Origin of the sequence: Pseudoalteromonas sp. SG43-4 (assembly GCF_014164325.1) — a bacterium.
GTDB lineage: Bacteria > Pseudomonadota > Gammaproteobacteria > Enterobacterales > Alteromonadaceae > Pseudoalteromonas > Pseudoalteromonas distincta.
The window spans coordinates 24,807-48,647 of sequence record NZ_JACJFB010000012.1; the positions used below are offsets into that span (position 1 = coordinate 24,807).

The window sequence follows — 23,841 nt, forward strand, 5'->3', positions numbered from 1 at the left end:
TGGCCAGTTAATACTGGCCATTTTTATTTAGTAGAATAAATGTAACTTGTTGAGAATGCTCGATAACTGCTATTTATAACTTTTTAATCAACATAAACATTTGGTTGATCATTGGCTCAGCAAATTGCCCTACATTAGGACGATTAAAATAACCGCGTAAACCTGTAAATTGCACTTGAAAAAAGCGCGCATATTCAACAGCGGTCAACGTGTTACTTAACTCACCTTTGTTTATTGCTTGGGTAAATAATTGCGTTAAATAGACTTCAAATTGAGCCGTTAAATCTAAGCTTAGCTCATACAGGTTTGAGTCTTTTTCTGCAAACTCGCTGTTTGCTTTAACTAGCATACAAATAGCGCTTGGACTGCAATCTTTTGTTTTAATTACCACGTTTTCAACAAACGCACGTAATCCACCAAGTACTGTATCGGCACTTGATAAAAACCCTTCTATTTGGGTTTTCATTTGTACGGTGTAATCTTTCAGCGATTCGCAATATAGACCTTCTTTAGAGCCAAACGCAGAGTAAATACTACCTGGGCGCATATTAACGGCTTCTTGTAAGTCACGCGTTGAGGTTGCATGAAAACCTTTTTGCCAAAATAGCTGACTAGCAACGCGAACTACATTCTCGCGTTCAAATTTAACCTTATTAGCCATATCATTCTCAATCAATTTGAACATTTGCTCAATTTTAACTTGAACAGTCGCTCAAAATCAAATACTATGTGTCTCGAAGTTACTTAAAACTATTAATTATTAGGATCTAACCATGGCCGAATTTACTTTATACACTCAAGAAAACGCACCAGAAGAAGCAAAACCGTTACTAGCTGATTCAGTAGCAGCATTTGGTATGCTTCCTAACTTACATGCAGTAATGGCTGAAGCACCAACATTACTTAAAGGTTACCAAGTACTGCATGAGTTGTTTCAAAAAACATCATTCAACGCAGAAGAGCTAACAGTAGTATGGCAATCAATTAACGTAGAGCACGACTGTCATTACTGTGTTCCTGCTCACAGTGGCATTGCAGCGGCAATGAAGGTTGATCAAGGTATTGTTGACGCACTTGTTAACAAAACACCACTTGAAAACCCTAAGCTAGAAACTCTTCGTGAAACTACACTTGCAATGACACGTGAACGTGGCGTGATCAGCGATGAGCAAATCGAAAAATTTTTTGCCGCAGGTTACGCTAAGCAACAGCTACTTGAAATTATTGTAGGCTTGTCTCAAAAAGTAATGAGCAACTACACTAATCACCTTGCTGATACACCAGTAGACGCTGCATTTAAAAAATACGTAAAATAAATACGGTTTTATAAATGACAAAAGGCAGCCTAGGCTGCCTTTTTTGTACTTTTAAATCACAGCTATTTAAACTTAACCGTTTTTGTACTGCGTGTATAAATACGTTGTTCGGGCTTTGTCCACTCACCCTTTTTAAGGTAAGAGGTCGATACAATAAATTTATCGTCTTTTAGTTCACTCATCGATTTAACCTTTGTAATACCATCTTGGCTACCAGTTACATCTTCATAAGCTACAAATTGAGTGGGGCTGAGGACTTTCATAGTCCCTTTTGTATAAAACCCTGCTGTTGTGAAATAGTAAAATACCAAAGACTCTTTTTTACTGTCGTAAAAAATCATCGACTCGCCGCCATACTCACCTTCATTAATAGAGTGCTTGGTATGTATCGCTTTACCGTTTAAAGCACGCTCCCAACGGCCAACATCTTGTATTTTTTTAGCTCCTTCAGGTACTTTAAAGTCAGCCTGCCAAGTTCCTAAATAGGGCTTAAATACGGCAAGTTCTTTATCAAGGTTGGTGGATGTATCGGATGCATAGCTATTAAATGTTGATAAGCATAAGACTAAGAATATCGCTTTAAAATATGTCATAATTTGGCTCTTGTTTTTGTAATACCAATGCCAAGTATAGGCGATAATTAATTGATAAAGAAAATATTAATCACATTCTCATTACTTTATTTAGCCGCCATTTGGCAGGCTTACCTACTGCAATACTTACCTGTTTATATACCTATATATGTACCTGGTTATATAAGTGTATTAAGTGCTATCACTTTTTTAATGTACGCGTGGGATAAGCGACAAGCTAAGCGCTCTTCACATAAAAAAGTAAATCGTACGCCAGAGCGCACACTGCAACTACTTGCATTATTTGGAGGATGGCCGGGGGCATTACTTGCTCAACAATTACTTCGCCATAAATCGCAAAAGCGACGTTTTATAGTGGTGTTGTGGTTATGTATTTTAATAAATGTAGGGGCTGTGGGGAGTTTATTATATTATTTGGTGTAGTTTAAAATTATGCCTTTAATACATGTGAAATGTTTAAAGGCATAATTAAAGTTTAGATACTGGACTAGTTAGCCGCTTCAGTTGCTGCTACTTCATCTAAATTTACTGTTAAAATTGTCTTTTTATCGACTACAACCCACTTGCGGTAAGTTAAGTAACCTGGCTTGCTTACTTCAACGTCGTACTTACCTTCTTTAAGTTCAATGGCATCTTGGTACACAGGCGCAATGTTCATAATGCGTACGCGTGCATCACTAGGGTTAGTGATTACAGTTAATGAAATAGGTGCTACAGCTTCGACAATTTCTTCTTGTACTTGAACTGCTTCTTCTTTTGCAAGTTGCTGCGTTTCATCTACAGACGATGTAGTTGAACAACCACTTAGTATTAGTAATGCCGCTAGTGCGCTTATCTTTTTCATAGGTACTCCATAAACTCATTTAAATAGTGATAATTACGAAAAATCTTGGAGGAGTTTATGCAAAATGATCGCTCAACCCGTCGTCCTTGACCTTCGTTTGTTAAAACAAAACGTTTGTTAGTTTAATATATTTTTAGTTATTTGGTGATGCTCTCGCAATAAATAGTTTTTTAAAGCATTACATTATCAAGAGACTGAGTAATAGCTTCGCTTCTTTCAACTAGTTGCTCTGCTGTACGGTACATCTTTCTTTTCATTAACGTATTTGCCATAGTGATATAACGTCTAGATAATTCTTGTTTTAAAGAAACGAGTAATGAAAAGTCTTTAGGTAATGTTGCAGACTCGGTATTGATTAATTCTTCAAAATCTAATAAATCTCTGTACTCTTCAATCGTCTCTAGTTTTTGTGTGTATCTATCAAATCTAGGACCGTAAAATACGACGGCATCTTCAGTAGGAAAATCAGCTGGTTCACCTAGGTTTACTTTCTTTTGGTAAAGCGTTAAAGCATCTATCGCCGACTCTCTTTTTAGAAGGTCTGCAAAGCCAAGTTCATTTTTTTGATTATTGGTGAAAATAGCTTTACCAACATTAAGTAAAGATTTTTGCGTGATAACATCATCTTCTTCAATCGCTTTATCTAAGGCAAGTTTATAGTTATCAAAATGCACTTCAGACGGGCGATAAACGTAGGTGCTATCGACTACACTTAAATCATTGATTAATTGTGGAATACTATTATTGTCCAGTTCACTATAGCGAGATTGCTCAAGTAACAAATCAATACGAGAAGTAATATCTGAGATTATTGATTGACGCTCTCTTAAAATGCTTTCGAGTTGTACCGATAGCTTTTCTGAATCTGGGTAATACTCCAAGGCTTTACTATAAACATTAATTGTTTCATCAAAGTCTTTAAACTTGTTAGCGCTTGTATTGATTTGATTCGCTCTGTAATCAAAACTTTGTAGAATATTAGCTTGATTAGATCTTAATAATCCCTGTTTTAATACCTCGTATTGTGGTGGGATTTCTGCAAGCTTGTTTAGAATCTCCGGCCCATCCCAAGACATCCATGTTTCTACTTGTTGGTTTATTGCTTTTGCATTATCTAATTTTGCTTCAAGCTGCTTTATATTATTTGTATTTGATAGATAGTACTGACCAGCCAAAAGGGCTAACACAACAGTACTGGCTGCAAGTGCTATTGCCGGTTTAAAGTTACTTTGAAGCTTATCTAAAACAGGCTTTAACGAATCAGTTCTTTTTGCTGCATCTAAAGAAATTGCTTTATTAAGTGTGCCCCATAACCATAAAGGGCAGTTACTAGGACGTTTTGCTGATGTATCTTTAGGGAGTGTGTCTGCTGCAACACGATTATATGGATGTTTGCTACTTAATAACTCTAGGGCAATACACGCATAAGAAAAAACATCATCTTTAACGGATGCTGCAGCACCTTTTAATTGTTCAGGACTTGCATAGGTTGGCGTATAACCTCCTACAGTGCCTAGGCTTGATTCACTATTAACCGCATAAGCATCTTCGATGGTTTTGTGTTTAGCAATACCAAAGTCAAGTACCTTGAGGCTACCATTTGAATCGAAGATTATATTCGATGGCTTTAAATCGTTATGAATGACGCCACGAGAATGGGCATAAATTAAAGCATCGGCAAGTTGATTAAGAATCACGCTCGCTTTTTTGAAAACCATTCCAGAGGGTTTGTTGCGTTTAATTATTTGCTCTAGCGTTTCGCCTTCTACTAATTCCATGGTTACGTAATGTAAACCGTTATCAGAACCTGCAGAATATACTTTTACAATATTTGGATGGGAGAGCTGTTGTGTTTTAGTTGTTTCATCCTTAAGAAGTGAAATAGCTTCTTCAGAATGAGAAAACTCTTCTAATAATACTTTAATCGCTACGAAAACTTCAGGACGACTCGCACTTTCTAAAAATAAATCTCTGGCTCGGTAAATGTAACACATACCACCTTGGCCAATAAGTTCTTCAACTAAGTAGCGATCCGAAACTTTTTTACCAATAAGGTTTAATTTATTTATTGCTTTTGACGTGCGAAGATTTGAGTCAAGCGAAGCTATCTGCGTTTTATCATTAGAACTGTTGACACCGCTCATTATAAATCCTTTTATTGTGTATATTAAAATAATCGCAAAGGTGAGTTTTTTATTTTTATCAATTCTCCCTTTGATAAGCGCTGTATTTTTACAAAAATTAGCCAACTTAGCAATGTTTCTAAAGCAGAACTTTCGTACAAAACTTTAAAAAATTAAGGGCTTTTATATTAATTATTGAAATATCGTTTATTTACTGTTTATTTTTATAAACAGCGTAAGCCTACAGGCATTGTTTTGTAACACTTCTAGGTGCTTAAAATGAATAAAATGTAATGCTAATTATTAAATAGCAATTTTTTAAATGGGAACATACAAAATATCTTTTGTAAGCTTTGAAAGGGGTTTTTTATAGAGGTTTTGTTTAATTTAATTTATTTAAATTTGAGCTTTTGTATGGTTGAGTATATTTTTATATATTAATTTCAATGTTGACAATAGTTTCTCTTCTACTTTATCCTAATAAGAATGTAGATTTATGGGACTAACTTATCAAATGGAACTGATACTAAACATCACTAGTTATCATAGACTCTCTCCAGAAATTGAAGCAACGAAAACAGTAAAAGACTCTCTAATATTTGGCCGTTCAGAAGCATGTGATTGGCACTTTCCTGATCCTGAAAAAATCATTTCTAGTAAGCACGGACGCATAGTTAAAGAGGGCGACTCTTTTTATGTTTACGATACATCTACAAATGGTACTTTTGTAAATTTTGGTGTCGCTCCATTAGGTCAAGGCAATAAACAACGCTTGTCAAATAGTGATACGATCACTGTGGGTGATTTTCAGATAGAGGTAAAATTAGCTACTAATGAAAAAACACCTGACACCGATTATGGTAATTTAAGCGCTGCAGCTAGTATTAGCAAAGAGCCAGAAAGATCTTATCAGCATCCTACTGAGCATTTTTCTGAGCCAGAACAGTACTTTAATGAATCAATAATGGATGAGTCTATGCCTGCAGTTTCTATGACTCAGGCCAGTGACCTTAATTCAGCTAACCAAATACCGGAAAACTGGGATGAGCTTGCTCACTTAATGAACCCAGAAGCTGTAACTCAACAAGCACCCGTTGTAAGTAAACCACAACAAAAACCAGCTGTTGAGCAGCAAACTTCAGTTAATACACCAGTACTAGATACGCCTGTAACTAAACCTCAAGCAGTAAAGCCTGCTCCTAAACCAGTAGTGCAAAAAAATCCAACATCGCCTAGTGAAGATACCGCTTTAACTGATGCTTTTTTGAACGGGCTGGGGGTTAAAGCTGAGTTACAAAATTCATTAAACTCACAAGAACTTTGGTTTGAAATGGGCCAAGGGTTAAATCTATTACTGACCGAGTTGATGGAGTCTCTTCGCCAAAGAGCGCTTGTAAAAAACCAATTGCGTTTAAACCAAACGATGTTTCAAACTCAACAAAATAACCCAATTAAGTTTTCGGCAGATATTGATGACGTTATTCAGAATTTATTCATCAGAAATAGTGCAAGCTTCCTGTCGTCTCAAGAATCAATCAAAGAAAGCTTTGTTGATACGCGAAGGCATGAACATGCTTTATTAGCAGGAGCTGACGGCGTATTAAAAGGGATGTTAGAGCAAGTTTCTCCCCAACATATAAATCAACAAATAAATGATAATTCTAACGTATTAAAAATCATCCCTGGTCAAACAGAGGCTAAGTGCTGGAAGCTATACAAAAATTTATATGATGAGTTATCTCATGATGTAAATAGTAAGGGAGCTATGGCGTTGTCAGATGATTTCTTAAAAGCATACAACGATAGAATTAAAGAATCGTTCTAGAAAGGAAAGTAGATAATGAACAAATTTAAGCTCTTTTTAATGAGTTTCAGTTTACTGTTTTTAGCCATGGGTTGTTCAACTGTTAATAAGTTTGTGCCTCCTTCTACGGATCTAAAAATTAATGTGTCTAAAAATGTAAATCCAGACACGTCAGATAGACCTTCACCGGTAGTAATGAAAATTTTTGAGCTTAGCTCGAGAACAATTTTTGATACTCAGGATTTCTTTAGCCTGTATGAAACACCTGAAAAACTATTAGGCCCGGACTTATTAAAAAAAGATGAATTAGAATTACAGCCAAACTCTGTTCAAGAATATAAAATGAGCTTAAACCGCAATACACGATATGTTGGTGTTGTTGTCGCGTACAGAAATATCGATCAAGCACGATGGAGAGCTGTAATCGAAGTTGACCCAACTGGCTATGACGATATAGATGTAAATGTTGAAGCAATTGCTACATACATGAGAGAGCAGTAAAAAAGGATTTGTACAATGAGTGATAACACTCGTGTTGCCTGGACCGAAGGAATGTTCTTAAGGCCGCAACACTTTCAGCAGTCAGATAAGCATTTTTCGCATTTAATTAAGCAAATTTGTAATGGGAATTTAGCAGATCCTTGGGGCATACTTGATATAAGTATCGATACTCAGCTATTAAGCTCAGGCCAATTTGCTATTGAGTCATTGTCAGCTATTACCCCTGATTTGCTACCTATCGATATGCCTCAATCTACCTCTTTGCCTGAGCCTTTAGTGGTGGGCAAAGATGTTTATGATGAAATAATTTATTTAGCGGTTCCTGCACTAAAAGCCAGTGGTATTAATATTTCATCTTTAGATGAGGATATTGTTACGCGTTATAAACTAAACGACTTATCTGTAAGTGATGACTCTTTAGGTGCACAAGCTCAAGAAATTATTCAAGTAGCTAAGGTATTTAGTAAGCTAGTATTGTCATCAGACGACCATGCAGGCTATATATTATTGCCACTTGCACGCATTGTTGAAGTTAGCAGTGAAGGTCAAATTAAGCTCGATCCAAAGTATATACCAGCATCGTTAAAAGTCGGCCAGTGTAAGCCATTACTTGGTTTAGTGAGAGAGATTGGCTCAATGATCAAGCAGCGCTCAGAGAGTATTGCTGTTAGATTGTGCCAAGGTTATGCGGGAAGTACCTCTGTAGCTGATTTTATTATGCTGCAAACATTAAACAAGTATGACGCTGTTTTTGAAAACTTATTATCAGTTAATAATCTTCATCCAAGCGTTCTTTATACACGTCTAATAGAGCTTGCTGGTGAGTTATCTACTTTTAGTACAGTAAACAAAAGAGTGCCTAAATTACCTAAGTATGATCATAAAAACTTAGGCCCAGTATTTAGTGAAGTAGTAAACTTTTTATACCAATCTTTAAGTCATGTAATTGAGCAAACTGCTACAGAAATAAAGTTAGAGCAAAGTAAGTTTGGTATTTCTTTTGGTGCGCTCAAAGACAAATCAGTACTTAGCTCAGGTCAATTTGTATTGGCTATTAAAGCCAGTGTTCCTCACGAGGAGCTTCGTAAGATATTACCTTCTCAAATTAAAATTGGTAGTGTTGAGACAATCCGAGATTTAGTAAATAATCAAATCCCAGGTATTACAATCAGTAACTTACCAACGGCACCGCGTCAAATTCCTTACCATGCAGGTTTTCATTATTTTGAATTAAATAAACATGGCGAGCATTGGGCAAAACTTCATTCAAGTGGTGGTATTGCTATTCACTTGTCAGGAAATTACCCCGAGTTACAACTAAGCCTGTGGGCAATAAGAACTTAACTTTTAAAAGGAAGAGTTTCAATGGACGAAACCATTATAAAACCACGTCCTGGTCGATTAGGGCGTGATGCCTCAAATAATCCTCAAGTAGATAATGATCCAGACAAAACAGTCATGTCTGTTGAGCCTGTTGCAAGTAGTATTCCTAGTAATGCAAAGGTTTCTATATTTAGAAACCCATTAATGGAAGCCGCAACAGACTGTTTCTCTTTGGTTATTTCAATTAGAAAATCAGTTGAGATGACTAACTTAGCTGCGTTAAAGCATCGATGTGTAGAGGCTATCAAACGTTTTGAAGTCGAACTACGTAATCAAAATTTATCAAAAGATGTAATCAAAAACTCTCGTTATTGTTTATGTGCAATTTTAGATGAATCAGTTTTAAACTCTAAATGGAGTTCTATGGAATGGGCTGACGAAAGCTTGCTTTCGACATTTCATAAAGAAACTTTTGGCGGTGAGTACTTTTATACTTTACTTGATAATGCATTGGCCCAGCCTGAGCAACACAAAGCCTTTTTAGAGCTGCAATACCACTGTTTAAATTTAGGTTTTAAAGGTAAGTACAGACTAGATACTGTGGGTGACAATAAAGTAGAAGAATACCGCTCACAAATGTATCACTTATTAAATCAATTAGATGGGCCAATCAATAATAAGCTTTCTCCTAACTGGAAACAAAGAGTAGCCGCTGGCGTAGAATTAAGAAATCAGGTGCCATTGTGGGTTATTTTTTCTGTTTTAGGCTTACTTTTACTTACCGTTTATTTATTTATAAATATGAAGCTAAATGATGATGTTATGGCTGTTAGTGACAAGCTTGCAATCATTCATCCTGTAGCTGAAGACCAAGCAGTAGATAAAAAAGATCAGCAGTTACTTGTACTAGAGCAGCTATTACAAACTGAGATTCAAATGGGGATTGTGACGATAAAGAAAAATATCGATAGGATCAGAATCTCTATTAATAGTGAGAGCCTTTTTAATCAAGGTGACTCTAAATTATTACCTTCATTTCAGCCTATTTTAGAAAAACTAGCGTTAAGCCTTGAAGGAACCAAAGGACGTATTTTAATAACCGGCCATACAGATGACACACCAATTAGAACTGATAAGTACCCTTCTAATTGGCACCTTTCTTTAGCGCGCGCAACGCAAGTTGCAAACTCTATGGCTAAAAGTACAAACCTCAGTGGGCGTTTATGGCCCGAAGGTAAGGGCGCAGCAGAGCCTATTGCCAGTAATTCAGATTCAGCTTCTCGGTCATTAAACCGACGAATTGAAATCGATTTATTATTTTAAGAGGCTGAAATGAGTTTTTCACAAAAAATAAAAAAAGTGACCTACGCACTTACATCTCGTACGGCAATGCTAATTATCGGCTTTTTAGCTTTATCATTATTAATTTGGTTTGGCGGCCCATTAATCGCGATAGCTGACTATGTACCACTACAAAGTATTGCAGCAAGACTGTTTACTATTATATTGGTTTTATTGGTTTTCTCTGTGTCTAAAATTTATCGTCTTGTGCAACAAAGCAAACGAGACGAAAAAATGGCTGATGAGTTAATTGATAGTAATAACGATACAAATAGCTCTGAAGTAAATGAAGAAATTACTACGCTTAAAACGCGAATGAACGAAGCTATCGATCTTTTAAAAGACGTAAAGCTGTTCAAAGGTAAAAATATTTACCAGTTGCCATGGTACATAATGATAGGCCCACCAGGGGCTGGTAAAACTACCGTTATTCATAACTCAGGACTTGATTACCCGCTAAAAGACAAGCTAGGTGTTGACTTGGTTCATGGTGTTGGCGGTACTCGTAATTGTGATTGGTGGTTTACCAATAAAGCAGTTTTAATTGATACAGCTGGGCGCTACACAACGCAAAGCAGCCATGCAAAGCATGATTCACGTGCATGGGAAGGCTTTTTAGGGTTACTTCGTAAGTACCGTCCACTTAGGCCTATTAATGGTGTAATGATCAGTATGGGTATTTCTGAGCTGATGAGCCAGACCAAAACTGAGAGAAACCTACATGCTCGCGCTATTAAACAGCGCTTACAAGAGCTGCAAAGCCAATTAGGTATGACCTTTCCTGTTTACGTTATTTTTTCTAAAGTTGATTTAATTGAAGGTTTTAGAGAGTTTTTTGGCGAATTAACAGAAGAAGAGTGTGAGCAGGTTTGGGGCGTAACCTTTGAACTTGATTTAGATAAAGACACGCAAGTAGATGCTTTCAACAAAGAATTTCACTCATTAATTTCTAAATTAACTGAAATGTTAAATCGTAGATTAATTAATGAAAGAAACGAAGAAATTCGCGCTAAGATATTTGAATTCCCTAGGCAGCTTCGTGTTTTACAAGGTGTAGGAGATGCTTTTTTAAAAGAAATATTCACACCTAATGCATACGAAGAACTACCAATGTTTCGTGGTGTTTACCTCACAAGTGCAACGCAAGAAGGTACGCCATCTAGTTTTTTAAACGAAGCAAACGCAGGCGAATCTGGATACATTAACCAATCTAAAAGCTTTTTTATAAAGAATGTATTAGAAGGTGTAATTTTTCCAGAGCAAAACTTAGCAAGTACTAACAAACATCATGACAAGCAAAATAAATGGCTTCGTGTTGGTAGCATAACGCTTGCATGCATAGCTTTACTTGGTTTTTCAACATCGTGGTACTTTAGTTTTGCTTGGAATAGTAACTTAATTTCAGAGACTGAAGATGCGATTGCAACGTACCAAGAACTTGATACAGCCTCATTTGACCGTAATAACTTACTAGTACTAAACGATAGATTAAAGGCTCTTAGAAACTTACCTGCAAGCAACCCTGAACTTGTTAATACACAAGAGTCTAAATCAATTGGGTTTGATAAACTAAATGAAATAAAAATGGCTTCTACACAAGCCTACGACCGTTCATTACAAACGTATTTAGAACCGTTTATTGCAAGTACCTTAATTAAAGAAATGGAAGCTCATCCTGAGCACTTAAGTTATTTATACGAAACACTTAAGTGTTACCTCATGTTGTTTCAGCCTGAATACTTTGAAAGTGAAGATATAACGGTTTGGTTTAACGCTTATTTAGAGCGTAACTTACCAGGCGATAAAAATATGCAAACCAGAGTAGAGCTGATGGAGCATGTAGCTACATTACTTGAAAACGGTGTTAGCCAAATTGAAATTGATAATCAAGCAGTACGTGTTGCACGAGCTGAGCTAACTAAGCTACCAATTGCTGAACGAGCATATCAACGATTACAAGCCGACTTCCTAGATAGCAGTATTCCGCCATTTAGGCTTACAGACATTATTAGTTTTGAAAGTGCGCAAAAATTTACTTTTAGAAATGACGGTGAGCTTACGCGAAGTATCCCTGGCTTATATACATTTAATGGTTTTCACGGCATTTTTAATGTTGAGAAAAGTAAAATGCTTGGCAATTTAATGGCAAGTAGCTGGGTGTATGGTGAAGAGGCAACGGGCACTTACGATATTTCTAAAGATGAGATTGAGAAGAAGCTAGAGCAGCGATACTTTCAAGATTATATTTATTATTGGCAATCATTTATTGATGATCTGAGCCTGAATCAATATAGCTCTCCGGCTGAGGGAGTTAATATTACTGATGCCTTAGCAGGCTCTGAAGCGCCTATTAAAAATATTATCACTGCAGTACAAAAAAATGTGCAGCTAACTAAATTACCAGTATCTGATAACCAAAAGGCTGCAGGTAAAGTTGCAGCAAATGCTGCTGAAATAGCTATGCAAACCAAAGCTAATCGTATCAAGCGATTTTTACCTGACGAAGCCCCTAAATTTGATATTAAATTACCGGGTCACCAAGTTGAAGAAGCCTTTGAAGATGTAATAAAAATTGATGCTCAACAATTAGATAATATTCAGAAAAACCTAAGAGAGTTAAACGTTTACTTAACCAAACTTGATAGAGGCGATCAATTAAAGTCGTCAATTAAAGACCAAATTAGCGGTAAAAGTAAGCCTAGCTTTATTCGTCAGCTTGAGTTTCAAAGTCGAGATTTACCTTACCCGTTTAATAGTTGGCTGTTAGATATAAGTAGAGATACTAGTAACATAACTAAAAATAGTGCCAACAGACATTTAAACGAGATGTGGAAAAGTAAGGTGCTACGCGAATATAACGCTGCAATTGTTGGCCGTTATCCGTTTTCTCCATACGCAGATAAAGAAGTGAATATGAAAGATTTCACTCGATTTTTCGGCCCAGGTGGAACAATTGATAGCTTTTTCACCAATTATATTGCGCCAAGTGTAGATATGAGCTCAACGCCATGGAAATTTGAAAAAGATATAGGTATTAGCCGAGATACATTAGCGATGTTTGAACTGGCGAATCAAATTCAAACAGTCTTTTTTGATGGCGGAAGTGCAACACCAAGAATTGAGTTTGGCTTAAAACCATTAGAATTAGACCGCACCATCTCTAGCTTTATGCTCGAAATTGACGGTCAGTCAATGACTTACAGGCATGGTCCACTTAGGGTAACAAATTTTGTATGGCCTGGAGCAAGTGGCCAGAGTAAAACACGAATTGTATTTACTCCTCCAAATGGTGGTCGTTCTATAAATACAACTTACCAAGGTGAATGGTCGCTATATCGCATGTTAGACGAGTTAAGTGCTAAAAGAGCAAAAACACGTGAAGACTTAGAGTTACATTTTTCACTCATGGGAAACAATGCGAAAGTCGAGTTATTGCCTAAATCAATCAGGCATCCATTTTGGAATAAAAGTGTAGAGAAGTTTTCATGTCCGACCCGATTATAAATATTGGTTATCTTGGCAAGGTACCTAGTTTAGGTGATTTTGTACAAGATAGCGTTTCGAAAGAATTTTCAGAGCATTGGGAGCAGTGGCTGCAAGCAGCCATTGCAGTGAGTAAAGAACAGCTAGGTGAAGTATGGCAAGATAATTACTTAATTGGACCAGTATGGCACTTTGCATTATCGCCAAACATTGTTGGTGACAAAGGCGTTATGGGGACTCTATTACCGAGTATGGACGCAGTAGGTAGACACTATCCCTTCACAGTTGCTAGCACATTAGAATTTGCACCTATTGATGTTTTAAACTCAGGTGTGTTTTCTTTAGAGTATGAAGACACTGTATTAAAAGTGCTTGATAGTTCGGTTGATTTATTTTCTTGGCGTAAAGAGGTTGCTAAGTCTCTAAGCTCTATTGCAGGAGTTAAAAAGCAGGTTAGTTTTTTAAATTCTGTAGATAAAAATAAAAGTGCAGAAGCATTTGAGTTCTCAGGTGATGAGTTATCAAGTCAAGTCCTCCAAGATGCAATGCATGCTCTTTTGTTAAAAAAACACGGTGATTACAGCGTTTGGTGGACACATGGCTCTTATAATATAAAACCTATGGTACTCATAACGCCTGGCTTGCCTGCGGTAAATCAAGTTGCAGCAATGTTAGATGGAAGGTGGAAACACTGGGAATGGAACTTTACACAGGTAAAAAATAGTGATTAGCAAGTTTAGTACAAGTTATGCAATTACCCACCGAGGCGCTGTGAGGCAGCTTAACGAAGATGCGCATGTAGAGATAAATAACCATAACTTATGGGTTGTCGCAGATGGGATGGGAGGTCACGAAGCAGGTGAAGTTGCCAGTCAGCTTGTTGTAGATGTAATAAGAGCAAAAGTTGAAGAGCTACCACTTGAGAAGCTTGAAGTATCTCACATAGTTGAAGCCATTGAAGATGCGAATAGGCAATTAAACGAATATAGTGCCCAATATTTAGGTAGTAAAACCGCAGGAAGTACAGTTACTGCCTTATTTCTTAAAAATAATAAGTACTATGTTTTGTGGGTTGGTGATAGCCGAGCTTATATGCTTCGAGATGGTCAACTTAAGCAGATATCGAGAGATCACAGTCAAGTAAACGATTTAATTGATGAAGGGATTATTTCAGTAGAAGAAGCCAAGACACATCCATTATCAAATGTAATCACAAGAGCTGTGGGTGTAACTGCGGATGTAAAAGTAGACGTTATTCAAAATGAAGTAAAAACGGGCGATATATTTTTACTTTGTTCAGATGGGCTCACCGGTGAGTTGTCTGATGAAGACATATGTTTATCACTAGAGCCTAGTAGCATTATTGATTCTGGTATGGCGCTTATGCATTCATCATTAGTTAGAGGTGCAAGAGATAATGTGACCTGTATTTTAATTAAGTACGATGAAGGATACGCTGGTCATAAATCAGAAACATTCAACATTCAAGATGAAGCTACTATCCCGCTTTTTTCTAAATAACGATTTTAAGTTAAAAAAATTGGTTTGTATTTTATATTTGAGTTTTTACTTTAATTACATCTATTAATTAATAAGTATATTAAATTTTAATTGTTTATATAAAGGCAATAATTAAGGTTTAAACTCAATTGTAACTAGGCTTGTAATTTATTATAAAGAATGTAATATGAAATCCGCTCCGCTTTATTGGAGTTTTATGGATAATTATTAGGACGACGGAATGTTTTTATTTGAAGAGTATATTTCCCCTATTTCAGACACCGAGGTTGCAGGTATTGATCCTCGCTCAGATGTCTCGCCTACGTCGACTTATTACGCCTTAAAAGATTTAAGAAACCAGCTTCGCGCAGCAGAAAGAAATGCATTAGTGGATGAAGAAGGTATTTCCTCACTAGCAAGAGATTGGCTTCCTTTATTAGAGCAATGTAGCAAAGCAATAAAAACACAAAGCAAAGATATCGAATATTTAGCTTGGTTTATTGAAGCACTTTGTCGAATTCATGGCTTCAAAGGCTTAGCTTTTGGTTTTAAAGTTGCTCATAACTTGCTCGACAATTATTTTGATGAATTATACCCGTCACTCGATGACGATGATGAAGTGTCAGACAAAGTATCTGCATTGGTTGGCCTTAATGGTTCAGCAGGCGAAGGTACATTAATAATCCCGATAAAAAGTATCTATCTGACCGATAGCGCCAGTATGGAGTCATATTCTTTTTGGGAATATCAGCAAGGCTATGATATTTCTCGTTTAACAGATGAGAAAAGAGAGAAAAAGCTTAATTTAGGTGCTGTTGACTATGAGCTCATTGAAAGAAGTGCTGCAGAAACAAGTACTGAATTCTTTGTTACTTTAAAACAAGACATTGAAAACGCGATTGAGCAATTTGCTTTATTAAGCGAAGTATTGGATAGAGTAACTGGACAGCCACAGCCAACATCAAATATAAAACAAGCATTAGCAGTTAGTCTTGCTGCTGTTGAGCATGTTGCTGCAGATAAGCTTGAAGCTGCTGATAAGGCAAAAGCTGCATTAAACGAAGTGCAAGAAGTGGTTCAAAGTGAAGACGACGACGGTCAAAGTGTTACAGAGCAAGTTGTAAAAGTTAATCACGAAATTAACTCAAGAGAAAGTGCGATTAATAAACTCAAAGAAATCGCTACTTTTTTTAGAAAAACAGAGCCGCACTCACCTATGTCGTACACCATAGAACAAGTAATTCGATGGAGCGAATTGTCGCTGCCTGAATTATTAAATGAATTAATTACAGATAGTGATGCTAGGACTGGGTACTTTAAGTTGTCTGGCATTAAAATCAGCGAAACTGAAACATAAGTAAAAGGAGTTCTCTATGAGTATCCATGATAAATTAAAACGAGTTCGTAAGCCTCGCGTACACATCACTTATGATGTGGAAACTGAAGGCACTGCAGTAAAAAAAGAATTACCATTTGTTGTTGGTGTTATGGGCGACTTCTCTGGTGATAACACAGAAGCATTAAAACCACTTAAAGATAGACGATTTGTGCAAATAGATCGTGAAAACTTTAATGACGTTTTAAAGCGCATGAGCCCTTCACTAAAATTATTAGTTGATAATACGCTTAATGATGATGGTTCTGAATTTGAAGTAAAACTTAACTTTAAATCGATTGATGACTTTGAACCAGCAGCTGTTGTAAATCAGGTTGAGCCATTACGTAAATTAATGGAAACACGTAACAAGTTACGCGATTTAATGACTAAGATTGACCGCTCTGAAGAATTAGAAAACGTGCTTGAAGAAGTACTAAGCAACACAGCAAGCTTAGATACAATCGCAAAAGAGCTTAAAATAGAGGAGACTGAAAAATGAGTACAGAGCAACTAAGTACTGAATTAGAGTCTACCTCAGAAGCAACGTCTTCACTATTAGAGCAAGCTATTGGCGCAACTAAGCAAACCGATGCAAGCCGTGCAGAAGAGTTACTTAAAACACTGACAGAAGAAGCCTTAAAAGGGACTGTTCAGTGGAACAAAAACATGACAGTGACGTTTAATGAAGCAATTCAATTAATCGATCAAAAGATCTCAAAACAGCTAAGTGTAGTAATGCACAGCGAAGAGTTTCAAAAGTTAGAAGGCTCTTGGCGTGGATTGCACCATTTAGTAATGAATTCTGAGACAAGCTCTACACTTAAAATTCGTATGCTAAATATGAAGAAAAAAGAACTTCATAAAGATTTGAGCAAAGCTGTTGAGTTTGACCAAAGCCAAACATTCAAAAAAATCTATGAGTCTGAGTTTGGTACTCCAGGTGGCGAACCATACGGTACTATCGTTGGTGACTTTGAGTTTACTAACCACCCTGAAGATGTTGAAACATTAAGTCTAATGTCTAATGTTGCAGCCGCTGGTTTCTGTCCATTTATTTCAGCTTCATCGCCATCATTATTTGGTTTTGATAACTGGGAAGAGCTAACCAAACCACGTGATTTAGAAAAAGTATTTGAATCTCTAGAGTACACTAAGTGGCGTTCATTCAGAGACAGCGATGATTCGCGTTTTGTTTCATTAACTATGCCTCGTTTCTTATCTCGCCTACCTTATGGTGCGGCTTCTAAACCAGTTGAAGAATTTAACTATGAAGAGTTTGAAGTTGAACCAAAAGATGGCCGTTCAGTAAGTACTGATAACAGTGATTACTGTTGGAGTAATGCAGCCTACGCTATGGCTACAAATATGACCAAAGCATTTGCTCAATACGGTTTCTGTACTGCAATACGTGGTGCTGAAGGCGGCGGTAAAGTAGAAGGTCTTCCTACGCATATCTTCACAAGTGATGATGGCGATCCAGATCTTAAATGCCCAACTGAAATTGGCATTACAGATCGTCGTGAAGCTGAATTAAGCAAGTTAGGTTTCTTGCCTCTTTGTCATTACAAAAATACAGATTATGCAGTATTTTTTGGTGGACAAAGCTGTCAAAAACCACAAATTTATTCAACTCCAGATGCCACAGCTAATGCGGCAATATCTGCACGTCTACCTTACCTTATGGCAACGTCTCGCTTTGCTCATTACCTAAAAGTAATGGCGCGTGATAAAATTGGTAGCTTTATGGAAGCTGAAGACGTTGAGTCTTGGTTAAACCGCTGGATCCTTTCGTATGTAAATGCTACTGAGGGTGGTGGTCAAGATATCAGAGCACGTTATCCTCTAGCAGATGCAAAAGTATCAGTTAAGGAAATTCCAGGTCAACCAGGTGCATATAATGCAGTTGCATGGTTACGACCTTGGCTACAAATGGAAGAGCTTACTTCTTCTTTACGCCTTGTAGCTAAAATTCCAGAGATCGGTTAATTAACTGATCTTTAGCGTTAAGGATAATGCAGTAGAATGAATCACGAAGAGTTTTCATTTATAAATCAAGACTTCGCTTTTGTACAAAAAGCGCAGTCTAGAATAAGTGATAATGAGGCTTTACTCGATAGGTTTTTAAACGAAAAAAACCTAGATAAAGCCTTGTTGTTATGGCTTGAAGGCTCTTCAGATTCACCTATATCTTGGACTAAAGAATCACTTGGTCCTTATTTACAGCGCGTAATTGTTGAACTCGATCAACTCATTTCAGAACAATTAAACCTCATAATTCATAATGATAGATTTCAAAAGTTAGAAGCCAGTTGGCGTAATCTTTGGTGGCTGATACTTCAAAGCGAACAATACGACAAAGAAAATAAAGTAAAAATAAAAGTATTGAACTGCGATTGGGCAACACTCTCTAAAGATGTAAACAAAGCTATTGATTTTGACCAAAGCCTATTTTTTCAACTACTTTATCAAAGTGAGTTTGATAGCGCAGGTGGCGAGCCATTTGGTGTAGTAGTGGGTGATTATGAAATTAGTAACATGTGCTCAGCAGGCACAATTTATAATGACATAGACACAATAAAAGAAATATCTAGAACCGCTGCCGCTGCTTTCTCTCCATTTATTTGCTCAGCTTCTCCTAACTTATTTGGTGCAGATAACTTTTCTGATTTAGGCTATTACGCAGACTTATTTGACCAGTTTGAACAACCCGAATACGCTAAATGGCAGAGCTTTCGAGCGATGGAAGAATCTCGTTTTATTGGGCTTACGCTTCCTCATGTATTAGTTAGACCGCCATATAGCAATGATGGAAAACGTCATCAAGATTTTTACTTTAAAGAACAAATTAAAGACCCTGAAAGCGATATGCTTTGGGGCAATGCAGCATATCAATTTGTATCTACCTTAATAAGAGCATATTGCGATAGTGGCTGGTTTGGGCACATTCGCGGTATTGAGCCGGGTAAAATTTCAAAGGGTCTGGTTACAGGGCTTGCGAGAGACAGTTTTGCAAACGACACTTATCAAAAAGAAGCAAAGCCACCACTAAACTTATTAGTAACAAGCAAATTTGAAAAGCAATTTTCTGAACTTGGCTTTATTCCAGCATCATCAGTGACTAATACAGAACACATTGTTTTTTATAGTAATGCATCGGTTCAAAAAACCAAAAATTATGAATCAAGCGCCGCTAATATTAATGCGCGCTTATCTTCAATGCTGCAATATATTTTGTGTGTATCTCGTTTTGCTCACTATTTAAAGCTATTAGCTCGAGACCGTGTCGGCTCTTATAACACGGCACAAGCTTGTGAGCGAGACCTACAAGCGTGGATAAATAATTATACAACGGCTTCAGATTCCTCCTCCGAGCATATAAGAAGTAAGTACCCGTTAAGTAATGCCAGAATAAAAGTCAGTGAAAATAAAGCCAATCCAGGGCATTACTTTTCTGTTTTACAATTACAGCCACATTTTCAATTAGATCAGATGATCTCCAGTATTAAATTAATTACAGAGCTCAGTCCTCATCATAAAATAAAGGAATAGTCATGAAAAAAATACATAGCTTAATTCGCGAGGGGAAACTTACTGATGCATTATCTTGTTGTGCTACAGAGCTTCAAGATGAGCCATTAAACTTTGATATCAGAAGTATTTACGCCGAATTACTTTGCATAAATGGTGAACTTGAAAAAGCCGATAAACAGCTAGATTTCATGGTACAAAAAAATCCAGAATTTGCAGTAGGTGCAGTAAATTTAAGGCACTTAATTCGTGCTCAGCAATCTCGTGTAGATTTTTATCAAGGTAAAGGCATTCCTAAGTTATTTCATGATGCGAATGAGTTAGACACACTATTTTTGAAAATGCATGTTGCTCTGTTAGAAGGCTCAACCGACGAAGCAGCTCAGTTAGCTCAAGAGATGGAGTCTTTAAGAGTTAGCACAGACGTGGCATCAACAAGAGATCTTGATGATTGCTTAAACCCGTACCTAGAGGTTTTAGGTACTAATGGTGAGTTTTATCTAGCAAACTTTAACGAAATTGAATCGTTAAAAATGGAGCCAGTAGAATCTTTATTAGAAAGTATTTGGTTACGTGTTGAAATTACAATTAAAGATGGTCCATCAGGTACAGCTCATTTACCACTTGTTTATATTAACTCTGAATCGGAGCTTGAAAAGCTAGGTCAAGTGTCTGACTGGATTGAGTTAAAAGATGAATTTATTATCGGTAAGGGCATGAAAATGCTGTTTGTTGATGATGAGGCTATCACCATCCCAAATTTAAAAATAAGCTCACTTGAAACAGCATAATTTAAGCTTAAGCAACCATGATAGAGCATAAACAACAGCTTCAAGCATCCATCATAGATAGGCTTATTGATGATGAGCCCGACTTCCAGGATGCGCCATCACGTACCGAAGGCATCACTATTAGTGAGCTTAGAAAAAACGTGCGCAGAGATATTGAAGCTTTGCTAAATGCTCGAATTCAATGGCATACATGGCCAACTCAATACACCGAGCTGGCTACTTCATGTTTGTCTTATGGTTTACCTGACTTTTCGAGTATGTCTGTAAGCTCTCACGAAGGGCGCGCATTACTGTGTGAAACCGTCAGAAATACAATTTTAAAGTTTGAGCCACGGTTTCTTGAAGTAGAAGTGTTTACAGATGAAGAAGTGCCTTTAAACAGAGTGTTAAATTTAAGAATAAATGCACTTTTATACGCCGACCCTGAGCCAGAGTTTATTAGTTTTGATTCAGAAGTAGAGCCCGTGAACTTGGGTATGAAAATTATTGAGGCATCATTATGAACGATGAGTTATTGAAGTATTACAATCGTGAATTAGCATTTGTGCGTCATTTAGGTAAAGACTTTGCTGAAAAATATCCAAAAGTTGCAGGGCGTTTAAAGTTAAGTGAAGATCATATTGAAGACCCTCATGTCTCAAGATTAATAGAATCTTTTGCATTTTTAACTGCCAATATAAGGCAAAAGCTCGACGATAGTTTCCCGGAGTTAACGGATGCTTTGCTAGGGCAAATGCTACCAGATTACCAAGCGCCAATCCCATCAATGTCAGTTGTTAAGCTCGAAGCTGAGAACTTATCTACGGCAGGGGTGGTTATACCAAAGGCAAGTGAAGTAGAAACTAACGTTGACTCAATGAAGCAATGTAAATTTCAAACGTGTTATGAAACCTACCTTTGGCCTGTTGAAATAACAAATGTGCAATTTGATAATAGCCCATTTGTAGCGCCTAAGCCTCGCTGGCAAGAAAAAGCAAAATCTATTTTCAAAATAGAATTAACAGGTGAGTATAAAGGGGTTTCGCTTGCAGAAACTGGCCTTGAAAAATTACGGATTTTTATCAATGGCCAATGGCATCATACACTTAAAGTTTACGAACTACTGTTCAAACATAGTATTGGTATTGCTATAGACAATGGCGATGAAGGTATTAGATATCTGTCAAAAAACCAATTAAAAGCAGTGGGCTTTGATTCTAACGAGGCTGTTGTTCCTTATTCGCAGCGCTCATCTGCCGGATATCGTTTGCTTGTCGAAAATTTTACTTTTCCTGAGAAGTTTAGGTTTTTTGAGCTTGAAGGCATTCTTTCATCACTGCCTAAGCAATCTAATAAATGTAGTATTTATATTTACCTAGATACTGAATCTGCTGAGCTTGAAAAGCAAGTAGATAAAGATATGTTCTTATTAGGCTGTACACCAATAATAAACTTATTTGAACAAGAGCTTGAGCCAATACGACCTGAGATCAGTGAATATGAATATCAGTTAACACCGCGTTATATGGACTCGGAAATATCAGAAGTAATTGGTATATCGGAAGTTATTGCATTTGATCATAAAGGCAATAAACAAATTGTTTCGCCTTTTTATGGTCAAACACACCCTAAGTATCATGGACATGATGATTTGTTTTGGCATATTCGTCGAGAAACTGCTTCTTGGGCTGGCGGTTATGTAGAGTCAGGAACCGAAACATTTTTATCGTTAGTTGATGCTACTTTTGAAAATAGTGCGATGGAATATGGTGACGGAAACTCTGTACTTACTGTGCGCGCAAATTGTAGTAATCGCAACCTACCAGCAAGCATGCCATTTGGTGATGACGAACTTGGTTTATTAATGCCTGAGCGCGGCGATGTAATTAAAAAAATTAGATGTTTAACGCCATTTACTCATGCAGTGAGACCTATATTAGCTGATGCAACACGGTGGCAGTTAGTTAATCATTTAACGCTTGATACTTTTAGTGGTGAAGACGCATGTAATAAGCTTAAAGAAGTTTTGCGTTTATACGATTTTAGAGCATCACCACAAACTAAAGGCATGATAGATAATATTTATAGAGTTGTAGTAGAGCCCTCAACTGCCCGTGTGATTCAAAAAGGTAAAGTAAGCTTTGCAACAGGCAGCGAAATTGAAATTACATTTGCTAACGATGATTTTTCTGGCAGCGGCATGTTCTTCTTTGCATCAATACTTGATCACTTTTTTGCTCAATTTGCAGCAATAAATAGCTACACGCGTTTAAGTTTAAGGCTTAAAGAGCAAGAACAAATTTATTATCAATGGCCTGCAAGAGTGGGTGACTGTCCGTTATTATGATAAAGCAAATAATCTCACAAGCTTCTCAAATTGACTTTTATAAAGCTGTTTTCATAATTGAAAATCAGCTAAAAAAGCGTGGCTTAGATTATCGACATGTCGGTTACGACAGTAATCCAAAGCAAGAGTTGATTAAGTTTACAGCTACCCAAAAGTTTGGTTATCCAGGTAATGCAATTACCAAATTAGAAGAAACTGGTTTTGAAGACGGTATGCATAAAGTAACTATGCAGGTTTCTTTTATGGGACTGACGGGTTGTTCAGGCGCTTTACCCCAGTTTTATAGCGAACTTGTGATGCAGCGTTTGCGCTATAAAGATACAACCATGCGTGACTTTTACGACATGTTTAATCATCGTTTAGTCTCACTGTATTACCGCGCTTGGAAAAAATATAAGCCTTCGCTTAATCACGTTAATAAAGAAAAAAACAAAGACCCATACACACAAATACTCGGTTTATTAAGTGGTGGCTATAACGAGCACCAACTGCATTTTTCAGGTTTATATAGCCGTAAAATTAGAAATGCATTTGATTTAAAAAATGTACTTTCGTCATACCTAGGTTGTGATGTATCAATCAAACAAATGGTTGGCCAATGGCACGAGTTAAAAGAGCAAGAACAAACCCGTTTAGCCAGCCAGGCATTATATGAAGGCCAGCACGCCCGTTTAGGTGTTGATACCATGATTGGAAATAAAGTATGGGACGTATCTTCTAATATCGAAATCCACATAAAATCAGATGATCCAGATAAAGCAAAACAACTTTTGCCCAAAGGTCCGCTTTTCGAAATAGCGAATCAAATAACAAAAGACTATGTAGGAAATGCTATTAACTTTCGCTTAGTCATTGAGTCAAATTTTCAAAATTTAGGTGCCGCTAAACTTTCAAAAAATGAGTGTCAGTTAGGCGCTAATAGCTTCTTATCTGTACAAGATAACAAATTAAAATCTAACCCTACTAAGTTATCGTTTAAGGGATAATTAA

General features: G+C 36.9%; 21 protein-coding genes. 17 read left to right on the top strand and 4 right to left on the bottom strand.

Annotated features, from left to right (window positions below; genetic code table 11):
* Nucleotides 1–73 precede the first annotated feature (73 nt).
* The gene (locus H5160_RS12680; protein ID WP_182737667.1) at nt 74–661 is read right to left on the bottom strand and encodes a TetR/AcrR family transcriptional regulator; all 588 of its coding nucleotides are present in this window, start codon (nt 659–661) and stop codon (nt 74–76) included.
* 112 nt (nt 662–773) lie between these two features.
* Here H5160_RS12680 and H5160_RS12685 point away from each other — a divergent pair, with 112 nt between their 5' ends.
* Complete coding sequence (locus H5160_RS12685) at nt 774–1,316, top strand: carboxymuconolactone decarboxylase family protein (RefSeq protein WP_024595406.1); 543 nt, start codon at nt 774–776, stop codon at nt 1,314–1,316.
* A gap of 62 nt (nt 1,317–1,378) precedes the next feature.
* Here the strand turns inward: H5160_RS12685 and H5160_RS12690 are convergent, their stop codons facing one another.
* The gene (locus tag H5160_RS12690; protein ID WP_182674919.1) at nt 1,379–1,909 is read right to left on the bottom strand and encodes a hypothetical protein; all 531 of its coding nucleotides are present in this window, start codon (nt 1,907–1,909) and stop codon (nt 1,379–1,381) included.
* Between the two features lie 51 nt (nt 1,910–1,960).
* On the opposite strand from H5160_RS12690, the gene H5160_RS12695 reads away from it, so the two are divergent.
* Nucleotides 1,961–2,332 (top strand): DUF1294 domain-containing protein, encoded by a 372-nt coding sequence (locus H5160_RS12695; protein WP_182711783.1) that lies wholly within the window; start codon nt 1,961–1,963, stop codon nt 2,330–2,332.
* Nucleotides 2,333–2,396: 64 nt separating this feature from the next.
* On the opposite strand, the gene H5160_RS12700 is transcribed toward H5160_RS12695, so the two are convergent.
* Both H5160_RS12700 and H5160_RS12705 read right to left on the bottom strand, forming a co-directional pair.
* Complete coding sequence (locus H5160_RS12700) at nt 2,397–2,753, bottom strand: PEGA domain-containing protein (protein ID WP_024595403.1); 357 nt, start codon at nt 2,751–2,753, stop codon at nt 2,397–2,399.
* Between the two features lie 170 nt (nt 2,754–2,923).
* Complete coding sequence (locus tag H5160_RS12705; RefSeq protein ID WP_024595402.1) at nt 2,924–4,897, bottom strand: serine/threonine-protein kinase; 1,974 nt, start codon at nt 4,895–4,897, stop codon at nt 2,924–2,926.
* A 493-nt stretch (nt 4,898–5,390) separates the two neighbouring features.
* On the opposite strand from H5160_RS12705, the gene tagH reads away from it, so the two are divergent.
* The 15 genes from tagH (at nt 5,391) to tssG (ending at nt 23,837) form a co-directional block, all read left to right on the top strand.
* Entirely contained in the window at nt 5,391–6,701 is a 1,311-nt protein-coding gene (gene tagH / locus H5160_RS12710; protein ID WP_182671923.1) for a type VI secretion system-associated FHA domain protein TagH, read from the top strand.
* A gap of 15 nt (nt 6,702–6,716) precedes the next feature.
* Nucleotides 6,717–7,181 carry a type VI secretion system lipoprotein TssJ gene (gene tssJ / locus H5160_RS12715; protein WP_182671924.1) on the top strand — a complete coding sequence of 155 codons (465 nt, stop codon included), beginning with the start codon at nt 6,717–6,719 and terminating at the stop codon, nt 7,179–7,181.
* 15 nt (nt 7,182–7,196) lie between these two features.
* On the top strand, nt 7,197–8,525 hold the full coding sequence (gene tssK, locus H5160_RS12720) for a type VI secretion system baseplate subunit TssK (protein WP_182737674.1): 1,329 nt from the start codon (nt 7,197–7,199) through the stop codon (nt 8,523–8,525).
* A 21-nt stretch (nt 8,526–8,546) separates the two neighbouring features.
* Nucleotides 8,547–9,827, top strand: coding sequence for a type VI secretion system protein TssL, long form (tssL, locus tag H5160_RS12725; RefSeq protein ID WP_024603626.1), 1,281 nt, complete (start codon nt 8,547–8,549; stop codon nt 9,825–9,827).
* A gap of 9 nt (nt 9,828–9,836) precedes the next feature.
* The gene (gene tssM, locus H5160_RS12730) at nt 9,837–13,349 is read left to right on the top strand and encodes a type VI secretion system membrane subunit TssM (RefSeq protein ID WP_182737675.1); all 3,513 of its coding nucleotides are present in this window, start codon (nt 9,837–9,839) and stop codon (nt 13,347–13,349) included.
* Entirely contained in the window at nt 13,331–14,059 is a 729-nt protein-coding gene (tagF, locus tag H5160_RS12735; RefSeq protein ID WP_182671928.1) for a type VI secretion system-associated protein TagF, read from the top strand. Before tssM ends, tagF begins: the two co-directional genes overlap by 19 nt.
* On the top strand, nt 14,052–14,849 hold the full coding sequence (locus H5160_RS12740; protein ID WP_024595081.1) for a PP2C family serine/threonine-protein phosphatase: 798 nt from the start codon (nt 14,052–14,054) through the stop codon (nt 14,847–14,849). Before tagF ends, H5160_RS12740 begins: the two co-directional genes overlap by 8 nt.
* 220 nt (nt 14,850–15,069) lie before the next feature.
* Nucleotides 15,070–16,185, top strand: a complete 1,116-nt coding sequence (gene tssA, locus H5160_RS12745) for a type VI secretion system protein TssA (protein ID WP_154902980.1) — start codon at nt 15,070–15,072, stop codon at nt 16,183–16,185.
* A 16-nt stretch (nt 16,186–16,201) separates the two neighbouring features.
* Nucleotides 16,202–16,705, top strand: a complete 504-nt coding sequence (gene tssB / locus H5160_RS12750; RefSeq protein ID WP_024594566.1) for a type VI secretion system contractile sheath small subunit — start codon at nt 16,202–16,204, stop codon at nt 16,703–16,705.
* On the top strand, nt 16,702–18,192 hold the full coding sequence (gene tssC / locus H5160_RS12755) for a type VI secretion system contractile sheath large subunit (protein WP_024594567.1): 1,491 nt from the start codon (nt 16,702–16,704) through the stop codon (nt 18,190–18,192). The genes tssB and tssC (H5160_RS12755) overlap by 4 nt, the downstream gene beginning before the upstream one ends.
* Nucleotides 18,193–18,228: 36 nt before the next feature.
* Nucleotides 18,229–19,755, top strand: coding sequence for a type VI secretion system contractile sheath large subunit (tssC, locus tag H5160_RS12760; protein WP_182711777.1), 1,527 nt, complete (start codon nt 18,229–18,231; stop codon nt 19,753–19,755).
* 2 nt (nt 19,756–19,757) lie between these two features.
* On the top strand, nt 19,758–20,525 hold the full coding sequence (locus H5160_RS12765) for a type VI secretion system accessory protein TagJ (RefSeq protein ID WP_182737676.1): 768 nt from the start codon (nt 19,758–19,760) through the stop codon (nt 20,523–20,525).
* A gap of 17 nt (nt 20,526–20,542) precedes the next feature.
* Nucleotides 20,543–21,028 carry a type VI secretion system baseplate subunit TssE gene (gene tssE, locus H5160_RS12770; protein WP_024594570.1) on the top strand — a complete coding sequence of 162 codons (486 nt, stop codon included), beginning with the start codon at nt 20,543–20,545 and terminating at the stop codon, nt 21,026–21,028.
* The gene (tssF, locus tag H5160_RS12775) at nt 21,025–22,851 is read left to right on the top strand and encodes a type VI secretion system baseplate subunit TssF (RefSeq protein WP_182737678.1); all 1,827 of its coding nucleotides are present in this window, start codon (nt 21,025–21,027) and stop codon (nt 22,849–22,851) included. The genes tssE and tssF overlap by 4 nt, the downstream gene beginning before the upstream one ends.
* Nucleotides 22,848–23,837 carry a type VI secretion system baseplate subunit TssG gene (gene tssG / locus H5160_RS12780; RefSeq protein WP_024594572.1) on the top strand — a complete coding sequence of 330 codons (990 nt, stop codon included), beginning with the start codon at nt 22,848–22,850 and terminating at the stop codon, nt 23,835–23,837. Before tssF ends, tssG begins: the two co-directional genes overlap by 4 nt.
* Nucleotides 23,838–23,841 lie beyond the last annotated feature (4 nt).

Coding starts and splice junctions, on each gene's coding strand:
- tssG (WP_024594572.1), top strand. CDS start 22,848: ATGATAAAGCAAATAATCTCACAAGCTTCTCAAATTGACTTTTATAAA.
- tssK (WP_182737674.1), top strand. CDS start 7,197: ATGAGTGATAACACTCGTGTTGCCTGGACCGAAGGAATGTTCTTAAGG.
- H5160_RS12700 (WP_024595403.1), bottom strand. CDS start 2,753: ATGAAAAAGATAAGCGCACTAGCGGCATTACTAATACTAAGTGGTTGT.
- H5160_RS12690 (WP_182674919.1), bottom strand. CDS start 1,909: ATGACATATTTTAAAGCGATATTCTTAGTCTTATGCTTATCAACATTT.
- H5160_RS12765 (WP_182737676.1), top strand. CDS start 19,758: ATGAAAAAAATACATAGCTTAATTCGCGAGGGGAAACTTACTGATGCA.
- tssC (WP_024594567.1), top strand. CDS start 16,702: ATGAGTACAGAGCAACTAAGTACTGAATTAGAGTCTACCTCAGAAGCA.
- tssC (WP_182711777.1), top strand. CDS start 18,229: ATGAATCACGAAGAGTTTTCATTTATAAATCAAGACTTCGCTTTTGTA.
- tagF (WP_182671928.1), top strand. CDS start 13,331: ATGTCCGACCCGATTATAAATATTGGTTATCTTGGCAAGGTACCTAGT.
- tagH (WP_182671923.1), top strand. CDS start 5,391: ATGGAACTGATACTAAACATCACTAGTTATCATAGACTCTCTCCAGAA.
- H5160_RS12680 (WP_182737667.1), bottom strand. CDS start 661: ATGGCTAATAAGGTTAAATTTGAACGCGAGAATGTAGTTCGCGTTGCT.
- tssA (WP_154902980.1), top strand. CDS start 15,070: ATGTTTTTATTTGAAGAGTATATTTCCCCTATTTCAGACACCGAGGTT.
- H5160_RS12705 (WP_024595402.1), bottom strand. CDS start 4,897: ATGAGCGGTGTCAACAGTTCTAATGATAAAACGCAGATAGCTTCGCTT.
- H5160_RS12685 (WP_024595406.1), top strand. CDS start 774: ATGGCCGAATTTACTTTATACACTCAAGAAAACGCACCAGAAGAAGCA.
- tssJ (WP_182671924.1), top strand. CDS start 6,717: ATGAACAAATTTAAGCTCTTTTTAATGAGTTTCAGTTTACTGTTTTTA.
- tssL (WP_024603626.1), top strand. CDS start 8,547: ATGGACGAAACCATTATAAAACCACGTCCTGGTCGATTAGGGCGTGAT.
- tssM (WP_182737675.1), top strand. CDS start 9,837: ATGAGTTTTTCACAAAAAATAAAAAAAGTGACCTACGCACTTACATCT.
- tssE (WP_024594570.1), top strand. CDS start 20,543: ATGATAGAGCATAAACAACAGCTTCAAGCATCCATCATAGATAGGCTT.
- tssB (WP_024594566.1), top strand. CDS start 16,202: ATGAGTATCCATGATAAATTAAAACGAGTTCGTAAGCCTCGCGTACAC.
- tssF (WP_182737678.1), top strand. CDS start 21,025: ATGAACGATGAGTTATTGAAGTATTACAATCGTGAATTAGCATTTGTG.